The sequence below is a fragment of the Pusillimonas sp. SM2304 genome (genome assembly GCF_031628915.1).
Taxonomy (GTDB): domain Bacteria; phylum Pseudomonadota; class Gammaproteobacteria; order Burkholderiales; family Burkholderiaceae_B; genus Pusillimonas_C.
On the sequence record NZ_JAVLUJ010000001.1, the window covers coordinates 1,114,955 to 1,130,394 of the forward strand.

Genomic DNA, 15,440 nt, shown 5'->3' on the forward strand with positions numbered 1-15,440 from the left:
GCTTAGCTTTGCATGCCCCAACGGCGTACGGTTTTTTTCTCGATCAGCCGGAAGACGAAATTCTCGACGATCAGTCCGATGATAATCACAGTCAGCAAACCGGCAAACACGGCGGGGATGTCGAGCAGGTTGCGGTTTTCGAAAATGAACCAGCCCAGGCCGCCCTGGCCCGATGCCACGCCAAAGACCAGTTCGGCGGCAATCAGCGTGCGCCAGGCGAAGGCCCAGCCAATTTTCAGGCCGGTCAAAATAGAAGGAAAGGCGGCCGGTATCAGGATCTTGGCCACATAGTTCAGGCCCGTCAGCTCGTAGTTGCGGCCCACCATGCGCAAGGTGTGCGATACGGCCATGAAGCCCGACTGCGTATTGAGCGCGACGACCCACACGACGGAATGCAGCAGCACGAAAACGATGCTGGTGGTACCCAGCCCGAACCAGATCAGGGCGAGCGGCAGCAGAGCGATGGCCGGCAGCGGATTGAACATGGCCGTCATGACTTCCAGGAAGTCGGTGCCGATCTGGGTACTGATCGCCAGGATGGTGATGACGGCAGCCAGTATGATCCCCAAGGTATAGCCTATGAGCAGGACCTTCATGGATGTCCAGGCCCGGTCGACCAGCACGCCATCGGCAATGCGGCCGAAGAAAGCGCCTATGGTGTCGGACAGCGTGGGAAACAGCAGCGGGTTGTCCAGCACGCGGCCATACACTTCCCAGGCCAGCGCCAGCAGCAGGATGATGAGCGTCTTGCGCAGGAAGGCGTTGCCCCATAGCCTTTGAATCAGCGGCAGCTCGCGCACCAGCACGACTTTTCGGGCGGCATCCTGTTCGGCCGCGGTGTCCTGTTTCAGGGTGATGGTGGGGCGTGTCATGATGTGTGGGCTTCTTCTTGATTGAACAGCAATCCGTGAATCTCGTGCTCCAGCTCGGCGGCGGCGGCCGGATCGTCGGCAATGGCTTCGATGCCGGAGACTTCGGCCTTGACTTCGCCCGGATGCGGCGACAGCAGCAAAATGCGATTGCCGATCCGGATGGCTTCGGCAATCGAGTGGGTGACGAACATCACGGTAAAGCGCGTTTCGTCCCACAACTGCAGCAGTTCATCCTGCATCTGGCGCCGCGTCAGGGCGTCCAGCGCGGCGAATGGCTCGTCCATCAGCAGGATGTCGGGTTCCATCGACATGCCCCGCGCAATCGCCACGCGCTGCTTCATGCCGCCCGACAGCGTGTGGGTGTAGCTGTCGGCGAACTTGCCCAGGTGTACTTTCTCGACATAGTTGCGGGCGCGTTCCTCGGCCTCTTTCCTGGGCATCTTGCGGGCGACCAGCAAGGGAAACATGACGTTTTCCAGAACGGTCTTCCATGGCAGCAACTGGTCGAACTCCTGGAACACCATCATGCGGTCCGCGCCGGGACGCTTGACGGGCTTGCCCTTGATGCGGATTTCGCCTTCTTCCGGCGTCAGGTAGCCGCCCACGGCCTTGAGCAAGGTCGATTTGCCACAGCCCGATGGGCCAAGCAGTACAAAGCGGTCTGCGCTGCCGACATTGAAACTGACTTTGTCGGTCGCGGTAATAATGCTTTCAGGCGTTTTGTACCGCAAGGTGACGGCATCCACTTCCAGCAGGTGTGACATCGGGTTCTCCGGAAACAGGGCTTAGCTGCCGTTCAACGAGGCGGATTCGGGCAGGAAATAATCCGTCCATTGCTCGGGCTTGGTCTTCAGGATGCCGACCTTGGCCATGTGTTCGGCAAACTTCATCGAACCCGCCGGCGCCATCTGGAAGTCCATCATGCCGGGCTGCTTGAGCATATCCAGCAGTTCGGCGGCGCTGGTCTGGTCGCCACTGACTTCGCGGTAGATGTCCACCGCCTGCTCGGTGTTGGCCTTGATGAAATCAATGGCTTCCTGCGATGCCGCCAGCACGGCCTTGATGATTTTGGGGTTGGCCTCGGCGAACTTGGTGGTCGTGAACAGCGTCGATTGCGACAGGCCGCCGTCGATGATGTCGTTGGAGCGCAGGATCACATGGGCGTTGGGTATGGTCTTGAGCTCTTTGTAAAAGAAGGGCGGCGCGGCAAAGTGCGTGGAAATTTCGCCATTGGGATTGGCCAGCATGGCGGCGGCATCCGGGTGGCCCAACTGGACCGTATTGGCGTCCAGCTTGGACCAGTTGTCTGCGCCGAACTCCTTTTCGGCCGCCATCTGCAGCAGGATGGCCTGGGTCGAGACGCGCACGGTGGGCACCGCAATCTTGTCCTTGGGGCCGAAATCCTTCAGCCCGTTGATATTGGGGTCGCGGCTGACCAGGGCAAGCGGCAGCGCCGAATGGGTGGTAATGCCCTTGACCTTGCCTTTGGTGCGATCCCACAAAAGCAGCAGGTTGCCGACACCGCTGTTGACGATTTCCACATTGTCGGACAGCAAGGCATCGGTGGCGGCGCCGCCGCCGCTGAATGAACGCCAGTTGACCTTCAGGTCTTTCAAGCCTTCTTCCGCTGCTTTCTTCTCGATCAGTTCCTGCTTTTGCATGACCAAGGCGGGAAGATACAAGATGCTGGGCTGCTTGGTGATGGTGATTTCGGTTTTTTCCTGGGCGCCGGCAACGCCGGCCGTGCCTGCAATCGCGGCCATCAGGATGGCGGCGGCATATTGGCGAGTTCGCTTCATGGTGTGTTGTCTCCGTTGAATGACTGTTTTGGTTTATGCGTGCTGCAATCAACAGGAAACATACTAATATATTAGTATGTGAACGATAAATCATTAATATTCATCAATTTCAGGACGCGATTGTTTTTAACTATAACGCCTCGCGTGGACGCCGCAAGGCAAAAACGCCCGAAGGCGGACCTTCGGGCGTTCTGGGCCGGGACGGGCAGTCAGGCTTATTGCGCCTTCACGACCTGGCGCCATTGGTGCAGCAGCGGCTCGGTATAGCCGTTGGGCTGCTCCAGGCCCTTGAAGACGAGGTCGCAAGCGGCCTTGTAGGCGGACGAGGTATCGAAATGCCCCGCCATGGGCCGGTACAGCGGGTCGCCCGCGTTCTGGCCGTCGACCACGGCAGCCATGCGTTCCATGGTTTCCCGGACCTGCTCTGCGCTGACCACGCCATGGCGCAGCCAGTTGGCCATGTGCTGGCTCGAGATGCGCAGGGTGGCGCGGTCTTCCATGAGCCCCACGTTATGGATGTCGGGCACCTTGGAGCAGCCTATGCCCTGGTCGATCCAGCGCACCACATAACCCAGGATGCCCTGGGCGTTGTTGTCGAGCTCTTCCTGGATTTCCTGGGCCGACCAGTTGGTGTCGGTAGCCACGGGAATGGTCAGCAGCTTGGTGAGCAAGGGTTCGGACCGGCCTTCCATGCCGCGCTGCACTTCCTGCACATCGATTTGATGATAGTGCAGGGCATGCAGGGTGGCGGCGGTGGGCGAGGGGACCCAGGCCGTATTGCCGCCCGCCTTCAGGTGGCCGATTTTCTGCTCCAGCATGTCGGCCATCAGGTCGGGCATGGCCCACATGCCCTTGCCGATCTGCGCCTGGCCGCGCAGGCCGCATTCCAGCCCGGTCTGCACGTTGTTGCGTTCGTAGGCATCGATCCAGGTGCTGCGCTTCATGTCGCCTTTGCGCACCATGGGGCCGGCCTCCATCGAGGTGTGCATCTCGTCGCCCGTGCGGTCCAGAAAGCCCGTGTTGATGAAGGCGACGCGCTCGCGGGCGGCGTCGATGCACGCCTTCAGGTTGGCGCTGGTGCGGCGTTCTTCGTCCATGATGCCCATTTTGATCGTGTTGGGCTCCAGGCCCAGCAAGGCTTCGGTCCGGGCGAAGAGTTCGGTGGCAAAGGCCACTTCGTCGGGGCCGTGCATCTTGGGCTTGACGATGTAGATGGAACCCGCGCGCGAGTTGCCCTGCTTTTTCAGGTCGTGCATGGCGATCAGCGAGGTGAAGACGCCGTCCAGTATGCCTTCGGGGACTTCGCGTCCGGCGTCGTCGAGAATGGCCGGGTTGGTCATCAGATGCCCCACGTTGCGGATGAACATGAGCGAACGGCCGTGCAGCGACTGGGTGTTGCCGTTCAGGTCGATGTATTCGCGGTCGGGGTTCAGGGCGCGGGTAAACGTTTTGCCGCCTTTGGCGACTTCCTCGGTCAGGGTGCCGTTCATCAGCCCCAGCCAGTTGCGGTAGGCGGTGACCTTGTCCTGGGCGTCGACGGCGGCGATGGAATCTTCGCAGTCCATGATGGTGGTCAGCGCCGCTTCAAGCACGACATCTTTGATGCCGGCCGGGTCCTGGCTGCCGATGGGGTGGCTGTTGTCGATCTGGATTTCGATGTGCAGGCCGTTATGGCGGAAAACCAGCGCTTCGGGTTTGGCGGCGTCGCCGCGGTAGCCCAGGAACAGGCCGGTGTCCGCAAGCGTGGTCTGCTGCCCGTTGCCCAGGGTGACCTGCAACCGGCCGTCGGCGACGGCATAGGCTTTGGCATCGCTGTGCGAACCGGAGGCCAAGGGGATGCTGTCGTCCAGGAAGGCGCGGGCAAAGGCAACCACTTTGGCGCCGCGCACCGGGTTGTAGCCCCCGGCGCGCGTGGCGCCGCCGTCTTCCGCAATGGCGTCGGTGCCGTACAGGGCGTCGTACAGGCTGCCCCAGCGGGCATTGGCGGCGTTCAGGGCGTAGCGCGCATTGGTGATGGGCACGACCAGTTGCGGACCCGCCTGGTTGGTAATTTCAAAGTCGACCTTGCTGGTCTTGACGGCCACCTTGGCGGGCGCGTCTTTCAGGTAGCCGATCTGGCGCAGGAAGGCCTGGTAGGCTTCGGCGTCTTTGATCGGCCCGGGGTTGTTGCGATACCAGTTGTCGAGCTCGGCCTGCAGGCGATCGCGCTCGGCCAGCAATTGACGGTTCTTGGGCGCCAGGTCGTGCACCAACTGGTCGAAGCCGGACCAGAAAGCGGCGGCGTCCAGGCCGGTGCCGGGCAGGGCTTCTTCCTGGATGAATTGGTACAGCTCAGTGGCAATCTGCAGCCGATTGCTGGAAGTGCGTTCGCTCATGATGTTCCTTTGGATAGAGTAATGAAGGGACGGCAGCCTGAACGCGCCGATATGACGATAGGATAGTGAAAAAACCGGCCAAATTGAATGCTATGATTCATCCTTGCTGTCGATACTTTTAGTATCGAATAAAGGGCTTTATAGGCCGAAGTTCGCCCATTTTTCCCTTACGGTACGGGTATAGCCCTTAAACAAAGGTATGGAATGGATCGCTACACCACGATACGCAGCTTTGCCCTGATTGCCGAGAAAGGCAGCTTTGCGGCGGCCGCGCTGGTCGAAGGGGTGACGCCCGTGGTCATGGGCCGGCGGCTGACCTCGCTGGAGCGCCGCCTGGGCGTGCAACTGATGCATCGTTCGACCCGGGGCCTGACCCTGACGGACCTGGGCGAGCAGTTCCTGGAAAGCTGCCAGCAACTGCTGCTGGACTTCGACGCGGCCGAAGGCAGTATCAGCGCGGGCCGCAATGTGGTGCGAGGCCATTTGGCCGTGGCGGCGCCGGCGGCTTTCGGCCGCAAGCATGTAGCGCCGCATGCAGCCGCTTTCCGCAAGGCCTATCCGGAACTGCGCCTGTCCTTCAATTTTACCGACAGCGTTGAAGACCTGGTGCGGGAAGGTTATGACGTGGCCATCCGCGTGGGCGAGGTCAAGGACCCCAACTACGTGGCCCTGCATCTGTATCCGAACCAGCGCGTGGTGTGCGGGACGCCCGACTATTTCAATCGCTATGGCGTGCCGCGCATTCCCGAAGACCTGACGCGGCATAACTGCCTGGCTTTCAACTTGCAGGGCGGGCAGCAGCGCGGCTGGATTTTCGTGCGCGACGGCAAGCCCTTTGCCGTTCGGGTCGAAGGCGACCTGGCCTGCAATGACGGCGAGCTGCTGCACGGCTGGGTCAAGCAGGGCCTGGGCGTGGGTTGGCGCTCTACCTGGGAAATCCAGGCTGAACTCAAGCAGGGCACCTTGATGACCGTGCTGGATGAGTTTGCACTGCCCGACTACGACATACAGGCCGTGTACCCGCAGCAGCGCTATTTGCCGGCCAAGGTGCGCCACTTCATTGATTATCTGCGCGACATCTACAACCGGCCGGCATACTGGGAAGACAGCGCGGCGGATTGATGCGCGTCGCGGGGGCTGCCGGGTCATGTCCTGCTACCATTGCCGTTGACCGTATCCATACCGGATGCCGCAACCCGTGAAGTGAACGCTTGATGCTGCCAACCGACCAGGCCGGCAGGCCCGACGAAAAAACCGCTTATCGCGCGCAACTGCTCTACTTTGCCGCGCCGCCCGGCCCCGACGTGGACGACGGGTCGACCGTGTACGTGCCGGATGGACTGCTGATCGTCGAGCATGGCCGCATTGTGCAACTGGGCGATTACGCAGCCTTGTCGCCCGGGCTGGAAGGCTTGCCCGTTGTGGACTGGCGCGGCAAGCTGATTGTGCCGGGCTTCATCGATACCCACGTTCATTACCCGCAGACCGACATCATTGCCTCGCCGGCGCCCGGGCTGTTGTCGTGGCTGGACACTTACACCTTTCCGGCCGAGCGGCGCTTTGAAGATCCGGCCTATGCCGCCGATGTGGCGCGCTTCTTCCTGGACGAGCTGCTGCGCAGCGGCACCACCACGGCGCTGGTGTATTGCACCGTGCACCCGGGCTCGGCCGACGCCTTTTTTGCCGAAAGCCACGCGCGCAACGTGCGCATGGTGGCGGGCAAGGTATTGATGGATAGGAATTGTCCCGGCTACTTGCAGGACACGGCTGAATCGGGTGCGCGCGACAGCGAGGCCCTGATTCAGCGCTGGCACGGCCAGGGGCGCCAGATGTACGGCTTGACGCCGCGGTTCGCCCCGACGTCGACGCCGGCGCAACTGGCCTTGTGCGGCGAGCTGGCGCAACGCTACCCCGACGTCTTCATACAAAGCCACGTGGCGGAAAACACCCAGGAAGTCGCCTGGGCGATGGCGCTGTTTCCGGGCCATCGCAGTTATCTGGATATCTACGATCAGTTCGGCCTGCTGCGCCCGCGCGCAGTGTATGGGCATTGCATCTGGCTGGACGAGCATGACCGGCGCCGCATGGGCGAAGCGGGGGCGCTGGCCGCGCATTGCCCGACCTCGAACCTGTTCCTGGGCAGCGGCCTGTTCGACTTCGCCGCGGCCGAGGCGAGCCGCATGCCGGTCGCCCTGGCCAGCGATGTGGGGGGCGGCACCTCGCTTTCCATGCTGCAGACCATGGCGGCCGCCCACAATGTGGCCCGCATGAACGGCCACCACCTGAGCGGCCACAGCCTGTTCTACCTGGCCACTGAAGGCGCCGCCCGCGGGCTGGACCTGGGCGGCCGGATCGGCACCTTGGCGCCGGGGGCCGAGGCCGATTTCATCGTGCTCGATCCGCAAGCGACGCCGCTGCTGGCACGGCGCACGGCGCGCGCCGAATCGCTGGAAGAGGTGCTTTTCGCGCTGATCATGCTGGGCGACGACCGTGCCGTGGCCGCGGCCTATTCGGCCGGCCGGCTGCTGCATGCGCGTGACGGCAGCCCGGCGCGCGGCCAGTAGGGCGGGACGCGCAGTTTGTCATATTCGGGCTAGGTGAACCCGTTATGATGTAAGGCTACGCGGTTTTGACGACGCTTCACTCAAAGGAAAGTCATCATGAAGAACCAGCTGAAATTGATCGGCGCCCCGTCCGCCCTGCTGTTGCTCGAGGGCTGGTCGGCCACCGAGGGGCGCGATGCCATTCACAAGACGTTTATCTTCAAGAATTTCAACGAGGCTTTCGGATTCATGACGCAAGTGGCCATGCAGGCTGAAAAGCTCGACCACCATCCCGAATGGACCAACGTGTACAACCGGCTGAATGTCACGCTGACCACGCATGATGCCAAGGGCGTCACCGAGCGGGATGTGGCCCTGGCCTTGTTCATGGACCAACTGGCCTGAGCCTTGCCGGGGTTTGACCGGCACGGCCTGCGCTATGCGCCAAAGCGGCCGCCGCCCTGGCCCGGAAAGCAGTCAGGCGGGGTGCAGCCAGGACACCAGCAGCGATACGGTGGCCAGCGACAGCACGGTGGACAGCAAGATGGCGCGCGAGGCAATGGCGGGCTCGCGTTCGTATAGCTTGGCCAGCATGAAGGGGCCCGTGCCCACCGGCAGGGCGGCAAGCAGGATGGCGGTGCTGGCCCATAGCGGCGGCATATCGAAAACCCAGTACACCAGCACGAAGGCGATCAGCGGATGCAGGACCAGCTTCAGCGCTACGATGCGCCAGACGGCGCCGTGATGTTCGGTGGGCTGGCCCTGGGCCAGGAACAGGCCTATTGTCACCAGCGCGCAGGGGCTGGCGGCCGCGCCCAGCAAGGTGGTGAATTGCTCGACGGCATAGGGCAGGGGCCATTGCATGGCGGCCATCAGCAGGCCCAGCAGCGGGGCGGCGACCAGGGGATTGCGCAGCAATGCCATGCCCACCTTGCGCGCCGTACGCCACATGCTGGGCGAGGCCTGCAGGTCGACCTCGATCAGTACGATGGAAAACGCGAACAGGCCACAGGCGGTCAATAGGGTGGCAATAATGACCGGCGGCAGGCCGGCGTCGCCGAACAGCATCAGGCACAGAGGTATGCCCATGAACCCCGCATTCGAATAAGAGGCCGCCAGGCCTTCAATGCTGGCATCGGCCAGGCGGCCGCGGCGGTGGCGGTCCAGCAGGTAAGACACCCCGAAGACGGCGGCGATGGAAAGAACCGTTGCGGCGATATAGCCCGGCTGGTTGATCTCGTCCCAGGTGATTTGCGCCATGGCCTGGAACAGCAGGGCGGGCAGCGCCATGTAGACGACGAACTTGTTCAGGCTGTCGACCGCGCCCGGCCCCAGCAGCCTGTTCCGGGCACTCAGGTAGCCGATCAGAATGAGCGCGAACAGCGGGAAAACAGCATTGATGATGACGCTCAAGGGGGCTCCTGCCGGCTAGGGCCTGTTGACGGGTGGGACCGTGTTGGGACCGGGGCAGGCCCTGATTCGGATCGGGCTTATTAAAACAAATATTCAAGCGCCGTGGGGATCAGTGCACGGCAACGCATATCGTGTCATAGTAGATTTATATATTGTCATTTTTGCTGGTAGCGAACATGTTTGACTCATCGGACTCTGCGCCCTCCACCCTGTTGCCGCCCGTCATTCCCTTCACGGCCTATACCGACGCCCGAGCCGCCACAGAGCGCTTGGTCGAGATCTACGCCAGGAATACCGCCTTCATCCGGGACGCCTTTGCCGACTATGCCAAGGGCCGCCATGCGGGCGGCCGGCGCGTGCGGGCCTATTACCCGGCCATCCGGATCAAGGTGAATACCTATCAGGAAGTCGACAGCCGCCTGTCATACGGCCACGTGGTCGAACCGGGCGCCTACATGACCACGGTGACCCAGCCCGCGCTGTACTTCGATTACCTGCTCGAGCAGATCGGCTTGCTGATCAAGAATCATGGGGTCCCGGTCGAGGTCGGCGAGTCCGACATGCCGATTCCCCTGCACTTTTCGTTCGGCGACGGGGAGTATGTGGAGGGCGTCTACTCAGACTCCCTGCTGGGCGATGCGCTGCGCGATCATTTCGATGTGCCCAACCTGGCGGTGACCGACGACGCCATTGTCAATGGCACATGGCTGGGCAGGCCGGAAGAGCCGCAGCCGCTGGCGCCTTTTACCGCGCCGCGCGTCGATTATTCCCTGCACCGCCTGCAGCACTACACGGCCACGGCACCCGAGCACTTCCAGAATTTCGTGCTTTTTACCAACTATCAGTTCTATGTCGATGAGTTCTGCCAGTGGGCCAAGGAAACGCTGGCGCAGGGCGAGGGCGGCTATACCGCGCTGGTCGAGCCGGGCAATGTCATCACGCGGGCCGGCGCCGATGCCGAGCGCATTGGCCTGCCGCTCATGCGTGTGCCGCAGATGCCGTCCTACCATCTGGTGCGCGACAAGCACATGGGCATCACCTTGATCAACATCGGCATCGGGCCGTCCAACGCCAAGACCATTACCGATCACGTGGCGGTGCTGCGGCCTTCGGCCTGGCTGATGCTGGGCCACTGCGCCGGCCTGCGGACCACCCAGCGCCTGGGCGATTATGTCCTGGCGCACGGGTATGTCCGCCAGGACCATGTGCTGGATGCCGATCTGCCCACGTGGGTGCCGGTGCCGCCGCTGGCGGAAATACAGATTGCGCTGGAGCAGGCCGTGGCCGATGTCTCGGGCCTGTCGGGGTGGGAGCTGAAGAAGATTATGCGCACGGGCACGGTGGCGTCGATTGACAACCGCAACTGGGAGCTGCGCGATCACCATGAACCGGTGCAGCGCCTGTCGCAATCGCGCGCCATTGCGCTGGATATGGAGTCGGCCACTATTGCCGCCAATGGTTTCCGCTTTCGGGTGCCTTACGGTACTTTGCTGTGCGTGTCCGACAAGCCGCTGCATGGCGAGCTGAAATTGCCGGGTATGGCCAGCGACTTTTATCGCACTCAGGTCGGGCAGCACTTGCATATTGGCATCCGGGCGCTGGAACTATTGCGCGATATGCCGCGCGAGCGGCTGCATTCGCGCAAGTTGCGCAGCTTTATCGAAACCGCATTCAAATAGGCCGGTGCGGTCTTGCGCCGGATTATGCGGCGATGGCCTTCGGGCGGGAGTGAAGATGAAATCGATTTACCTGGCCGGCTTCGATGTGTTCCGGCCCGACGCCCGAGAATGGGGCGATACGCTGAAGGATTTGTGCAGCAAGTACGGTTTTAAGGGGCTGTACCCGCTTGATAACGAGGCCCCCAGAAGTTTGGCGGGGCCGGAGTTGGCGCTATGGATATACCGCGCCAATGTTGGCCTGATCCACGAGGCGGATATGGTGGCGGCGAACGTCAATGCTTTTCGGGGGGCGGAGCCTGATTCGGGCACTGTCTTTGAGGTGGGCTATGCGACTGCGCTGGGCAAGCCGGTGTGGGTGTATACCGATGATGCGCGGCCTTTGGTGAAGCAGGTGGCGGCGATACGTGCGCCGGGCAGTCCGGTTTATACGGATACTCAGGGTTATACGGTGGAGGATTTCGGGCTTAATCTGAATCTGATGGTTGCCTGCAGCGCGCAGGTGGTCATCGGCTCGATTGAGGATTGCTTGAGCGAGATGGCTGAGCATGCCTGATTTCAGTTGTGGCGCTTTCCAGGTTAGGCTGCCGGAGTGGGCGCAGAACTTGCGGCATTGATGGGGTGGTGGCCTGAAGATGGGTGTTTGAGGGTTCAGGCTTTTGGTGCTTTTTGGGGTGGTTTGGGTTTTTTAAGGCGGCCTGCCGGGTGCTTGCGGGGTAGCCGGGCTTCCGTGCCCCGGTCCTGCTGCGCAGGACTGCCCGCGTCAAGCCAGCCTGGCGGAGCAGGCGCAGAACTCGCGCCATCGGGCCGGTGGCCCGAAAGCCGGCGCTCAGACAACTGCGCCCTTGCCTCTCCGCCAGCCCGTCTTGCCACGGCGTGGCCCAAAGTCGCCCGACCACCCCGCAAGCACCCGGCAGGCCTCATAATAAATAGGATTGGTACCCCGTTTTGCTTGTCATGTCATGGGATGGATGGGCATGGGTGGTGTTGTGCGATGGACGCTGAACGCTGTCGTGCAGGGTTTGGTTCTTTACTGTCTGTCGTGGGGGATGGCATGGGTGCGATGCCTGTACCAAGCGACTGCAGCCTGAATGCAGCCGGACTCAGTCGTGCAGGGTTCGCTCTTTGCTACCTGTCATGACGGGTGGCTTGGGCACCTGCTCAGAAGTCAAATACTCCAGAAGTCAAACAGTCAGCTCGCACTCACGCTTGAGGTCATGCAATGCAGGGCATTTCCGCCCAAATGCCCTGTGCGTCGAGCCATGCGCTTCGAACCATGGACGCTCTATCAAGACGCCATGGCACAGCGATGAGTTCAGTCCAATTGCCGAGTGCAGTCCTATCGATGGGTTCAGCCCAATCAGACGCTTTACAGGGCTGTGCGGCTGACAGGGGTGGAGGGCGGTTTTCGGAGGCGCCGGGTTTTGTCCGGAGCCAGGGGTGCAAGGCAGCGGCTGTTTGAGTGCGCGTTTTCGGGCCACTGGCCCGAGCGCACGAGTTCCGCGGCCGCCCTGGGTCCGGGCAAAATCCGGGAAGTTCAGGCCGCAGGCCTGAACCGCCTTCGACTAGCCCGATACCCCGGTCAACCGGACAGCCCGTGTTCAAAGACCTGAACAACCCATGTAAAGGCCTGAGCAGTCCATGTTTAAGATCTGAACAACCCATGCCATAGGCCCCAAACAACCCGTGTTCAAAGACCTGAACAGTCCAACCTGAACAGGTCATGTCAAAAGAGAACACCCGGCAAAAGCATCCGCCGGGTGTTCACCTGCATCGCGCTTCTTACTTCTTGCGGGCCGCGATATCCTTCTGGGCCTGATCGACCAAGTCCTCGCCAATGGTCTTCTTCCATTTCTCGAACACCGGCTTGGTCACCTGCACGAACGCCTCATGTTGCTCGGGCGTCAGGCTGGTGACGGTCACGCCGTGGCCTTCGATGTCCTTCAGCATGGACGGGTCTTCGGGCGTCACGCCCTTGCGTGCGATAACGATTTCTTGCTCGGCGGCATCGATGGCGGCTTGACGCACGATCTTGCGATCTTCCTCGGTCCAGGACTCCCACACCTGCTTGTTCACCACGAACACCAGCGGGTCGGCCACGTAGTTCCAGAGCGTCAGGTATTTTTGGGCCACGTCGTACAGCTTGGCGCCGGCGTAAATGGACAGCGGGTTTTCCTGGCCATCTACGGCGCCGGTCGCCAGTGCGGGTTGCGCATCGGCCCAGCTCATTTGCGTGGGATTGGCGCCCAGCGCAGTGAATGTGTCGATATACAGCGGCGAGCCGACCACGCGCAGTTTCAGGCCTTTCAGGTCTTCCGGCGATTTGATCTCGTGCTTGGAGTTGCTGAGCTGCCGATAGCCGTTTTCGCCCCAGGCCAGCGGTACAACGCCGGCTTTTTCAATGTCCTTGAACAGCTGCTTGCCGACTTCGCCGTGTATCAGGGCGTCGATGGCGGCATAGTCGGGCATCAGGAAGGGCAGCGAGAACAGATTCAATTGCTTGATCTGGGGCGACCAGTTGATGGTGGAGCCGATAGCCATGTCGATCACGCCCTGGCGAATCGCGGTGAATTCGCGGGTCTGATCGCCTTGCACCAGCGAGGTGCCGGGATAGATCTTGATGTTGATGCGCCCGTCGGTGCGTTCCTTGACCAGCTTGGACCAGATTTCAGCGCCCTGGCCCCAGGGGAAGGTGGTGCCGACTACGATGGACAGCTTGTATTCGGATTTGTAGTTGGCGGCGTGGGCGGCGGAGCTTGCCGCCAGGGCCGCCACCGCGCAGGTGATGGCGCCAAGTAGTGAACGGATTTTCATAAGGTCTCCTCGGGTGTGTCAATGCACGGAAATGCCGGTGGCGTGGCGCCTGCCGGCGGGTAAAGGGTAACTATTTCTAGAAGCCAAGGTAGCGGGGCAGCCACAGCGCCAGCTCGGGGAACAGAATCACCAGCAACAACACCGCAAACATGGACACCAGCAGCCACAGCACCCAGCGTACTGTGCTTTCCATCGGCACTTTGGCGATGCGGCATGACACCATCAGGTTGACGGCCAGCGGCGGCGTGAACTGGCCCACCGCCACCATCAGCGTCAGGATCACGCCAAACCAGACCGCATCCCAGTTATAGGTATTGGCAATGGGCATGAGCAGCGGCACGAAGATCAGGAAGATCGAGATGCCGTCCAGGAACATGCCCAGGATCACCAGCAGCACGATCAAGAGCGTCAGCACGCCGTACTCGCCCAAGCCGGAATTGACAATGGCCTGGGTAATGGGGTCGATCACGCTCAGGGTGGACAAGGCCCAGGCAAAAATGCCGGCCAGGGTCACGACCAGCATGATGACGGCTGAAAGCTCGGCGGCTTCGCGCAGGATGATGAACAGATCGCGGAATTTGATGGTGCGATGCACGCACATGCCTACGAAAAGGCCATAGAACACGGCAACCACCGCGGCCTCGGTGGGCGTGAAATAGCCCATGCGCATGCCGCCCAGGATGATGACCGGCGCGATCAGGCCCCACGAAGCCTCGAACAGGCTGGACCAGAAGGGCGGACGCGGCAGGCTGCTTTCCAGGCTGCCCATGTTGTGGCGCCTGGCCATCCAGACGGCCGGGATGATCAACGCGATACCGGCCAGAATGCCGGGGAACATGCCGGCCGCGAACAGGGCGGGCACGGACGCTTGCGGCACCAGGATGGAATAGACGATGAAGGCGATGGAGGGAGGGATCAGGATGTCGGTCGAGGCGCCCGCGGCCACAATGCTGGCCGAGTAGGGCTTGGGGTAACCGGCGCGGGTCATGGCGCCTATCATCACGGCGCCGACGGCGGCGGCGCAGGCCGGTCCTGAACCCGAGATACCGCCCAGGAACATGGCCACGGCGATCGCCACCAGCGGCAGCATGCCCGGGCCGCGGCCCACGATGGCAATGGCGAAATTGACTAGGCGGCTGGCTACGCCGGAACGGTCGAAAATCGACCCCACCAGCACGAACATGGGAATGGCCAGCAAGGGGTATTTGGCCAGGCCGGCGTAAAAGCTTTGCGGCACCGCCAGCAGGCCGAACCACTGGGTGTCCAGGTTGGACATCACGATGGCCAGGGTGCCGGCGATGCCCAGCGCCACGCCCACCGGCATGCCGATGACCATCAGGATGATGAAGACAATGAACAGGGTGGTGACGATCATGCCTGGCCCCGCAGCAAGCGGCGCAGCATGCCGGCGATGCGCAAGGAAATGGCAAAGGACAACACCGGCATCCAGATCGAATACCACCAGGTGGGCACGCCGATGGCGGGCGAGGTGTCGCCCCAGTTGTATTCGTCCAGCGCCATGCGCGCGGACAGGATGGTGAGCAATACGAAAAAGGCCAGGACCAGGGCGTAGCTGACCAGGGCCAGCTTGCGCCGCCGCGCGGGCGTGCCGCCGTCGGCGAACAGTTCGATGCGTATGTGCTGGTTGCGCACGAAGGCGGTGGCCCCCGCCGTCATGGTCAGCACAATCAGCAGGAAGACGGAGATTTCTTCCGTCCAGGCCAGGGAGCCGTTGGTCAGGTAGCGGGTGATCACGTTGACGAAGGTGATCAGCGCCAGCGCCGCCATGACGAGCACTGAAATCCAGTCTTCGATGTTAAGGGGGACTTTGACGGGAGGGTCTGCAACGTCGGGCAGAATGGGTTCTATGGGTTCGTCGTCGGGTTGATTCGGGGAAGACATGGGGGCAATGTGTAGAACGGCTGTTTTATGCAATAGCCGACATGCT

At 61.9% G+C, this 15,440-nt stretch carries 12 protein-coding genes and 1 pseudogene; 5 read left to right on the plus strand and 8 right to left on the minus strand.

The annotated features are described in order from the left end of the window. Nucleotides 1-2 precede the first annotated feature (2 nt). The 4 genes from RE432_RS05100 to RE432_RS05115 form a co-directional block, all read right to left on the minus strand. Nucleotides 3-872 carry an ABC transporter permease gene (locus tag RE432_RS05100; protein WP_310932143.1) on the minus strand — a complete coding sequence of 290 codons (870 nt, stop codon included), beginning with the start codon at nucleotides 870-872 and terminating at the stop codon, nucleotides 3-5. Next, nucleotides 869-1,636 carry an ABC transporter ATP-binding protein gene (locus RE432_RS05105; RefSeq protein WP_310932144.1) on the minus strand — a complete coding sequence of 256 codons (768 nt, stop codon included), beginning with the start codon at nucleotides 1,634-1,636 and terminating at the stop codon, nucleotides 869-871. Before RE432_RS05105 ends, RE432_RS05100 begins: the two co-directional genes overlap by 4 nt. 21 nt (nucleotides 1,637-1,657) lie before the next feature. Further along, nucleotides 1,658-2,671, minus strand: coding sequence for an ABC transporter substrate-binding protein (locus RE432_RS05110; RefSeq protein WP_310932146.1), 1,014 nt, complete (start codon nucleotides 2,669-2,671; stop codon nucleotides 1,658-1,660). Nucleotides 2,672-2,886: 215 nt separating this feature from the next. Beyond that, nucleotides 2,887-5,046 (minus strand): malate synthase G, encoded by a 2,160-nt coding sequence (locus RE432_RS05115; RefSeq protein ID WP_310932147.1) that lies wholly within the window; start codon nucleotides 5,044-5,046, stop codon nucleotides 2,887-2,889. Between the two features lie 204 nt (nucleotides 5,047-5,250). Between RE432_RS05115 and RE432_RS05120 the strand changes: the two genes are divergently transcribed. The 3 genes and pseudogenes from RE432_RS05120 to RE432_RS05130 all read left to right on the plus strand — a co-directional run. After that, nucleotides 5,251-6,168, plus strand: coding sequence for a LysR family transcriptional regulator (locus tag RE432_RS05120; protein WP_310932148.1), 918 nt, complete (start codon nucleotides 5,251-5,253; stop codon nucleotides 6,166-6,168). Between the two features lie 92 nt (nucleotides 6,169-6,260). Further along, on the plus strand, nucleotides 6,261-7,610 hold the full coding sequence (gene guaD, locus RE432_RS05125; protein ID WP_310932149.1) for a guanine deaminase: 1,350 nt from the start codon (nucleotides 6,261-6,263) through the stop codon (nucleotides 7,608-7,610). 90 nt (nucleotides 7,611-7,700) lie between these two features. Then, nucleotides 7,701-7,994, plus strand: a pseudogene (locus RE432_RS05130) (4a-hydroxytetrahydrobiopterin dehydratase); the annotation flags it as partial. A gap of 72 nt (nucleotides 7,995-8,066) precedes the next feature. Here the strand turns inward: RE432_RS05130 and RE432_RS05135 are convergent. Then, complete coding sequence (locus RE432_RS05135) at nucleotides 8,067-9,002, minus strand: AEC family transporter (protein WP_310932150.1); 936 nt, start codon at nucleotides 9,000-9,002, stop codon at nucleotides 8,067-8,069. A 176-nt stretch (nucleotides 9,003-9,178) separates the two neighbouring features. On the opposite strand from RE432_RS05135, the gene RE432_RS05140 reads away from it, so the two are divergent. Both RE432_RS05140 and RE432_RS05145 read left to right on the plus strand, forming a co-directional pair. Further along, nucleotides 9,179-10,681 carry an AMP nucleosidase gene (locus RE432_RS05140; protein WP_310932152.1) on the plus strand — a complete coding sequence of 501 codons (1,503 nt, stop codon included), beginning with the start codon at nucleotides 9,179-9,181 and terminating at the stop codon, nucleotides 10,679-10,681. A 55-nt stretch (nucleotides 10,682-10,736) separates the two neighbouring features. After that, nucleotides 10,737-11,234, plus strand: a complete 498-nt coding sequence (locus RE432_RS05145; protein WP_310932153.1) for a nucleoside 2-deoxyribosyltransferase — start codon at nucleotides 10,737-10,739, stop codon at nucleotides 11,232-11,234. Between the two features lie 1,226 nt (nucleotides 11,235-12,460). Here RE432_RS05145 and RE432_RS05150 read toward each other — a convergent pair. The 3 genes from RE432_RS05150 to RE432_RS05160 form a co-directional block, all read right to left on the minus strand. After that, on the minus strand, nucleotides 12,461-13,492 hold the full coding sequence (locus RE432_RS05150) for a DctP family TRAP transporter solute-binding subunit (protein WP_310932154.1): 1,032 nt from the start codon (nucleotides 13,490-13,492) through the stop codon (nucleotides 12,461-12,463). Nucleotides 13,493-13,568: 76 nt separating this feature from the next. Continuing rightward, a complete protein-coding gene (locus tag RE432_RS05155) occupies nucleotides 13,569-14,867 on the minus strand; it encodes a TRAP transporter large permease (protein ID WP_310932155.1) in 1,299 nt (432 codons plus the stop codon). Then, nucleotides 14,864-15,394 carry a TRAP transporter small permease gene (locus RE432_RS05160; RefSeq protein ID WP_310932156.1) on the minus strand — a complete coding sequence of 177 codons (531 nt, stop codon included), beginning with the start codon at nucleotides 15,392-15,394 and terminating at the stop codon, nucleotides 14,864-14,866. The genes RE432_RS05155 and RE432_RS05160 overlap by 4 nt, the downstream gene beginning before the upstream one ends. Nucleotides 15,395-15,440 lie beyond the last annotated feature (46 nt).

Excerpts from the sequence above, each read along its gene's own strand:
- RE432_RS05100 (WP_310932143.1), bottom strand. The coding sequence starts at position 872 with ATGACACGCCCCACCATCACCCTGAAACAGGACACCGCGGCCGAACAG.
- RE432_RS05105 (WP_310932144.1), bottom strand. The coding sequence starts at position 1,636 with ATGTCACACCTGCTGGAAGTGGATGCCGTCACCTTGCGGTACAAAACG.
- RE432_RS05110 (WP_310932146.1), bottom strand. The coding sequence starts at position 2,671 with ATGAAGCGAACTCGCCAATATGCCGCCGCCATCCTGATGGCCGCGATT.
- RE432_RS05115 (WP_310932147.1), bottom strand. The coding sequence starts at position 5,046 with ATGAGCGAACGCACTTCCAGCAATCGGCTGCAGATTGCCACTGAGCTG.
- RE432_RS05120 (WP_310932148.1), top strand. The coding sequence starts at position 5,251 with ATGGATCGCTACACCACGATACGCAGCTTTGCCCTGATTGCCGAGAAA.
- guaD (WP_310932149.1), top strand. The coding sequence starts at position 6,261 with ATGCTGCCAACCGACCAGGCCGGCAGGCCCGACGAAAAAACCGCTTAT.
- RE432_RS05140 (WP_310932152.1), top strand. The coding sequence starts at position 9,179 with ATGTTTGACTCATCGGACTCTGCGCCCTCCACCCTGTTGCCGCCCGTC.
- RE432_RS05145 (WP_310932153.1), top strand. The coding sequence starts at position 10,737 with ATGAAATCGATTTACCTGGCCGGCTTCGATGTGTTCCGGCCCGACGCC.
- RE432_RS05150 (WP_310932154.1), bottom strand. The coding sequence starts at position 13,492 with ATGAAAATCCGTTCACTACTTGGCGCCATCACCTGCGCGGTGGCGGCC.
- RE432_RS05155 (WP_310932155.1), bottom strand. The coding sequence starts at position 14,867 with ATGATCGTCACCACCCTGTTCATTGTCTTCATCATCCTGATGGTCATC.
- RE432_RS05160 (WP_310932156.1), bottom strand. The coding sequence starts at position 15,394 with ATGTCTTCCCCGAATCAACCCGACGACGAACCCATAGAACCCATTCTG.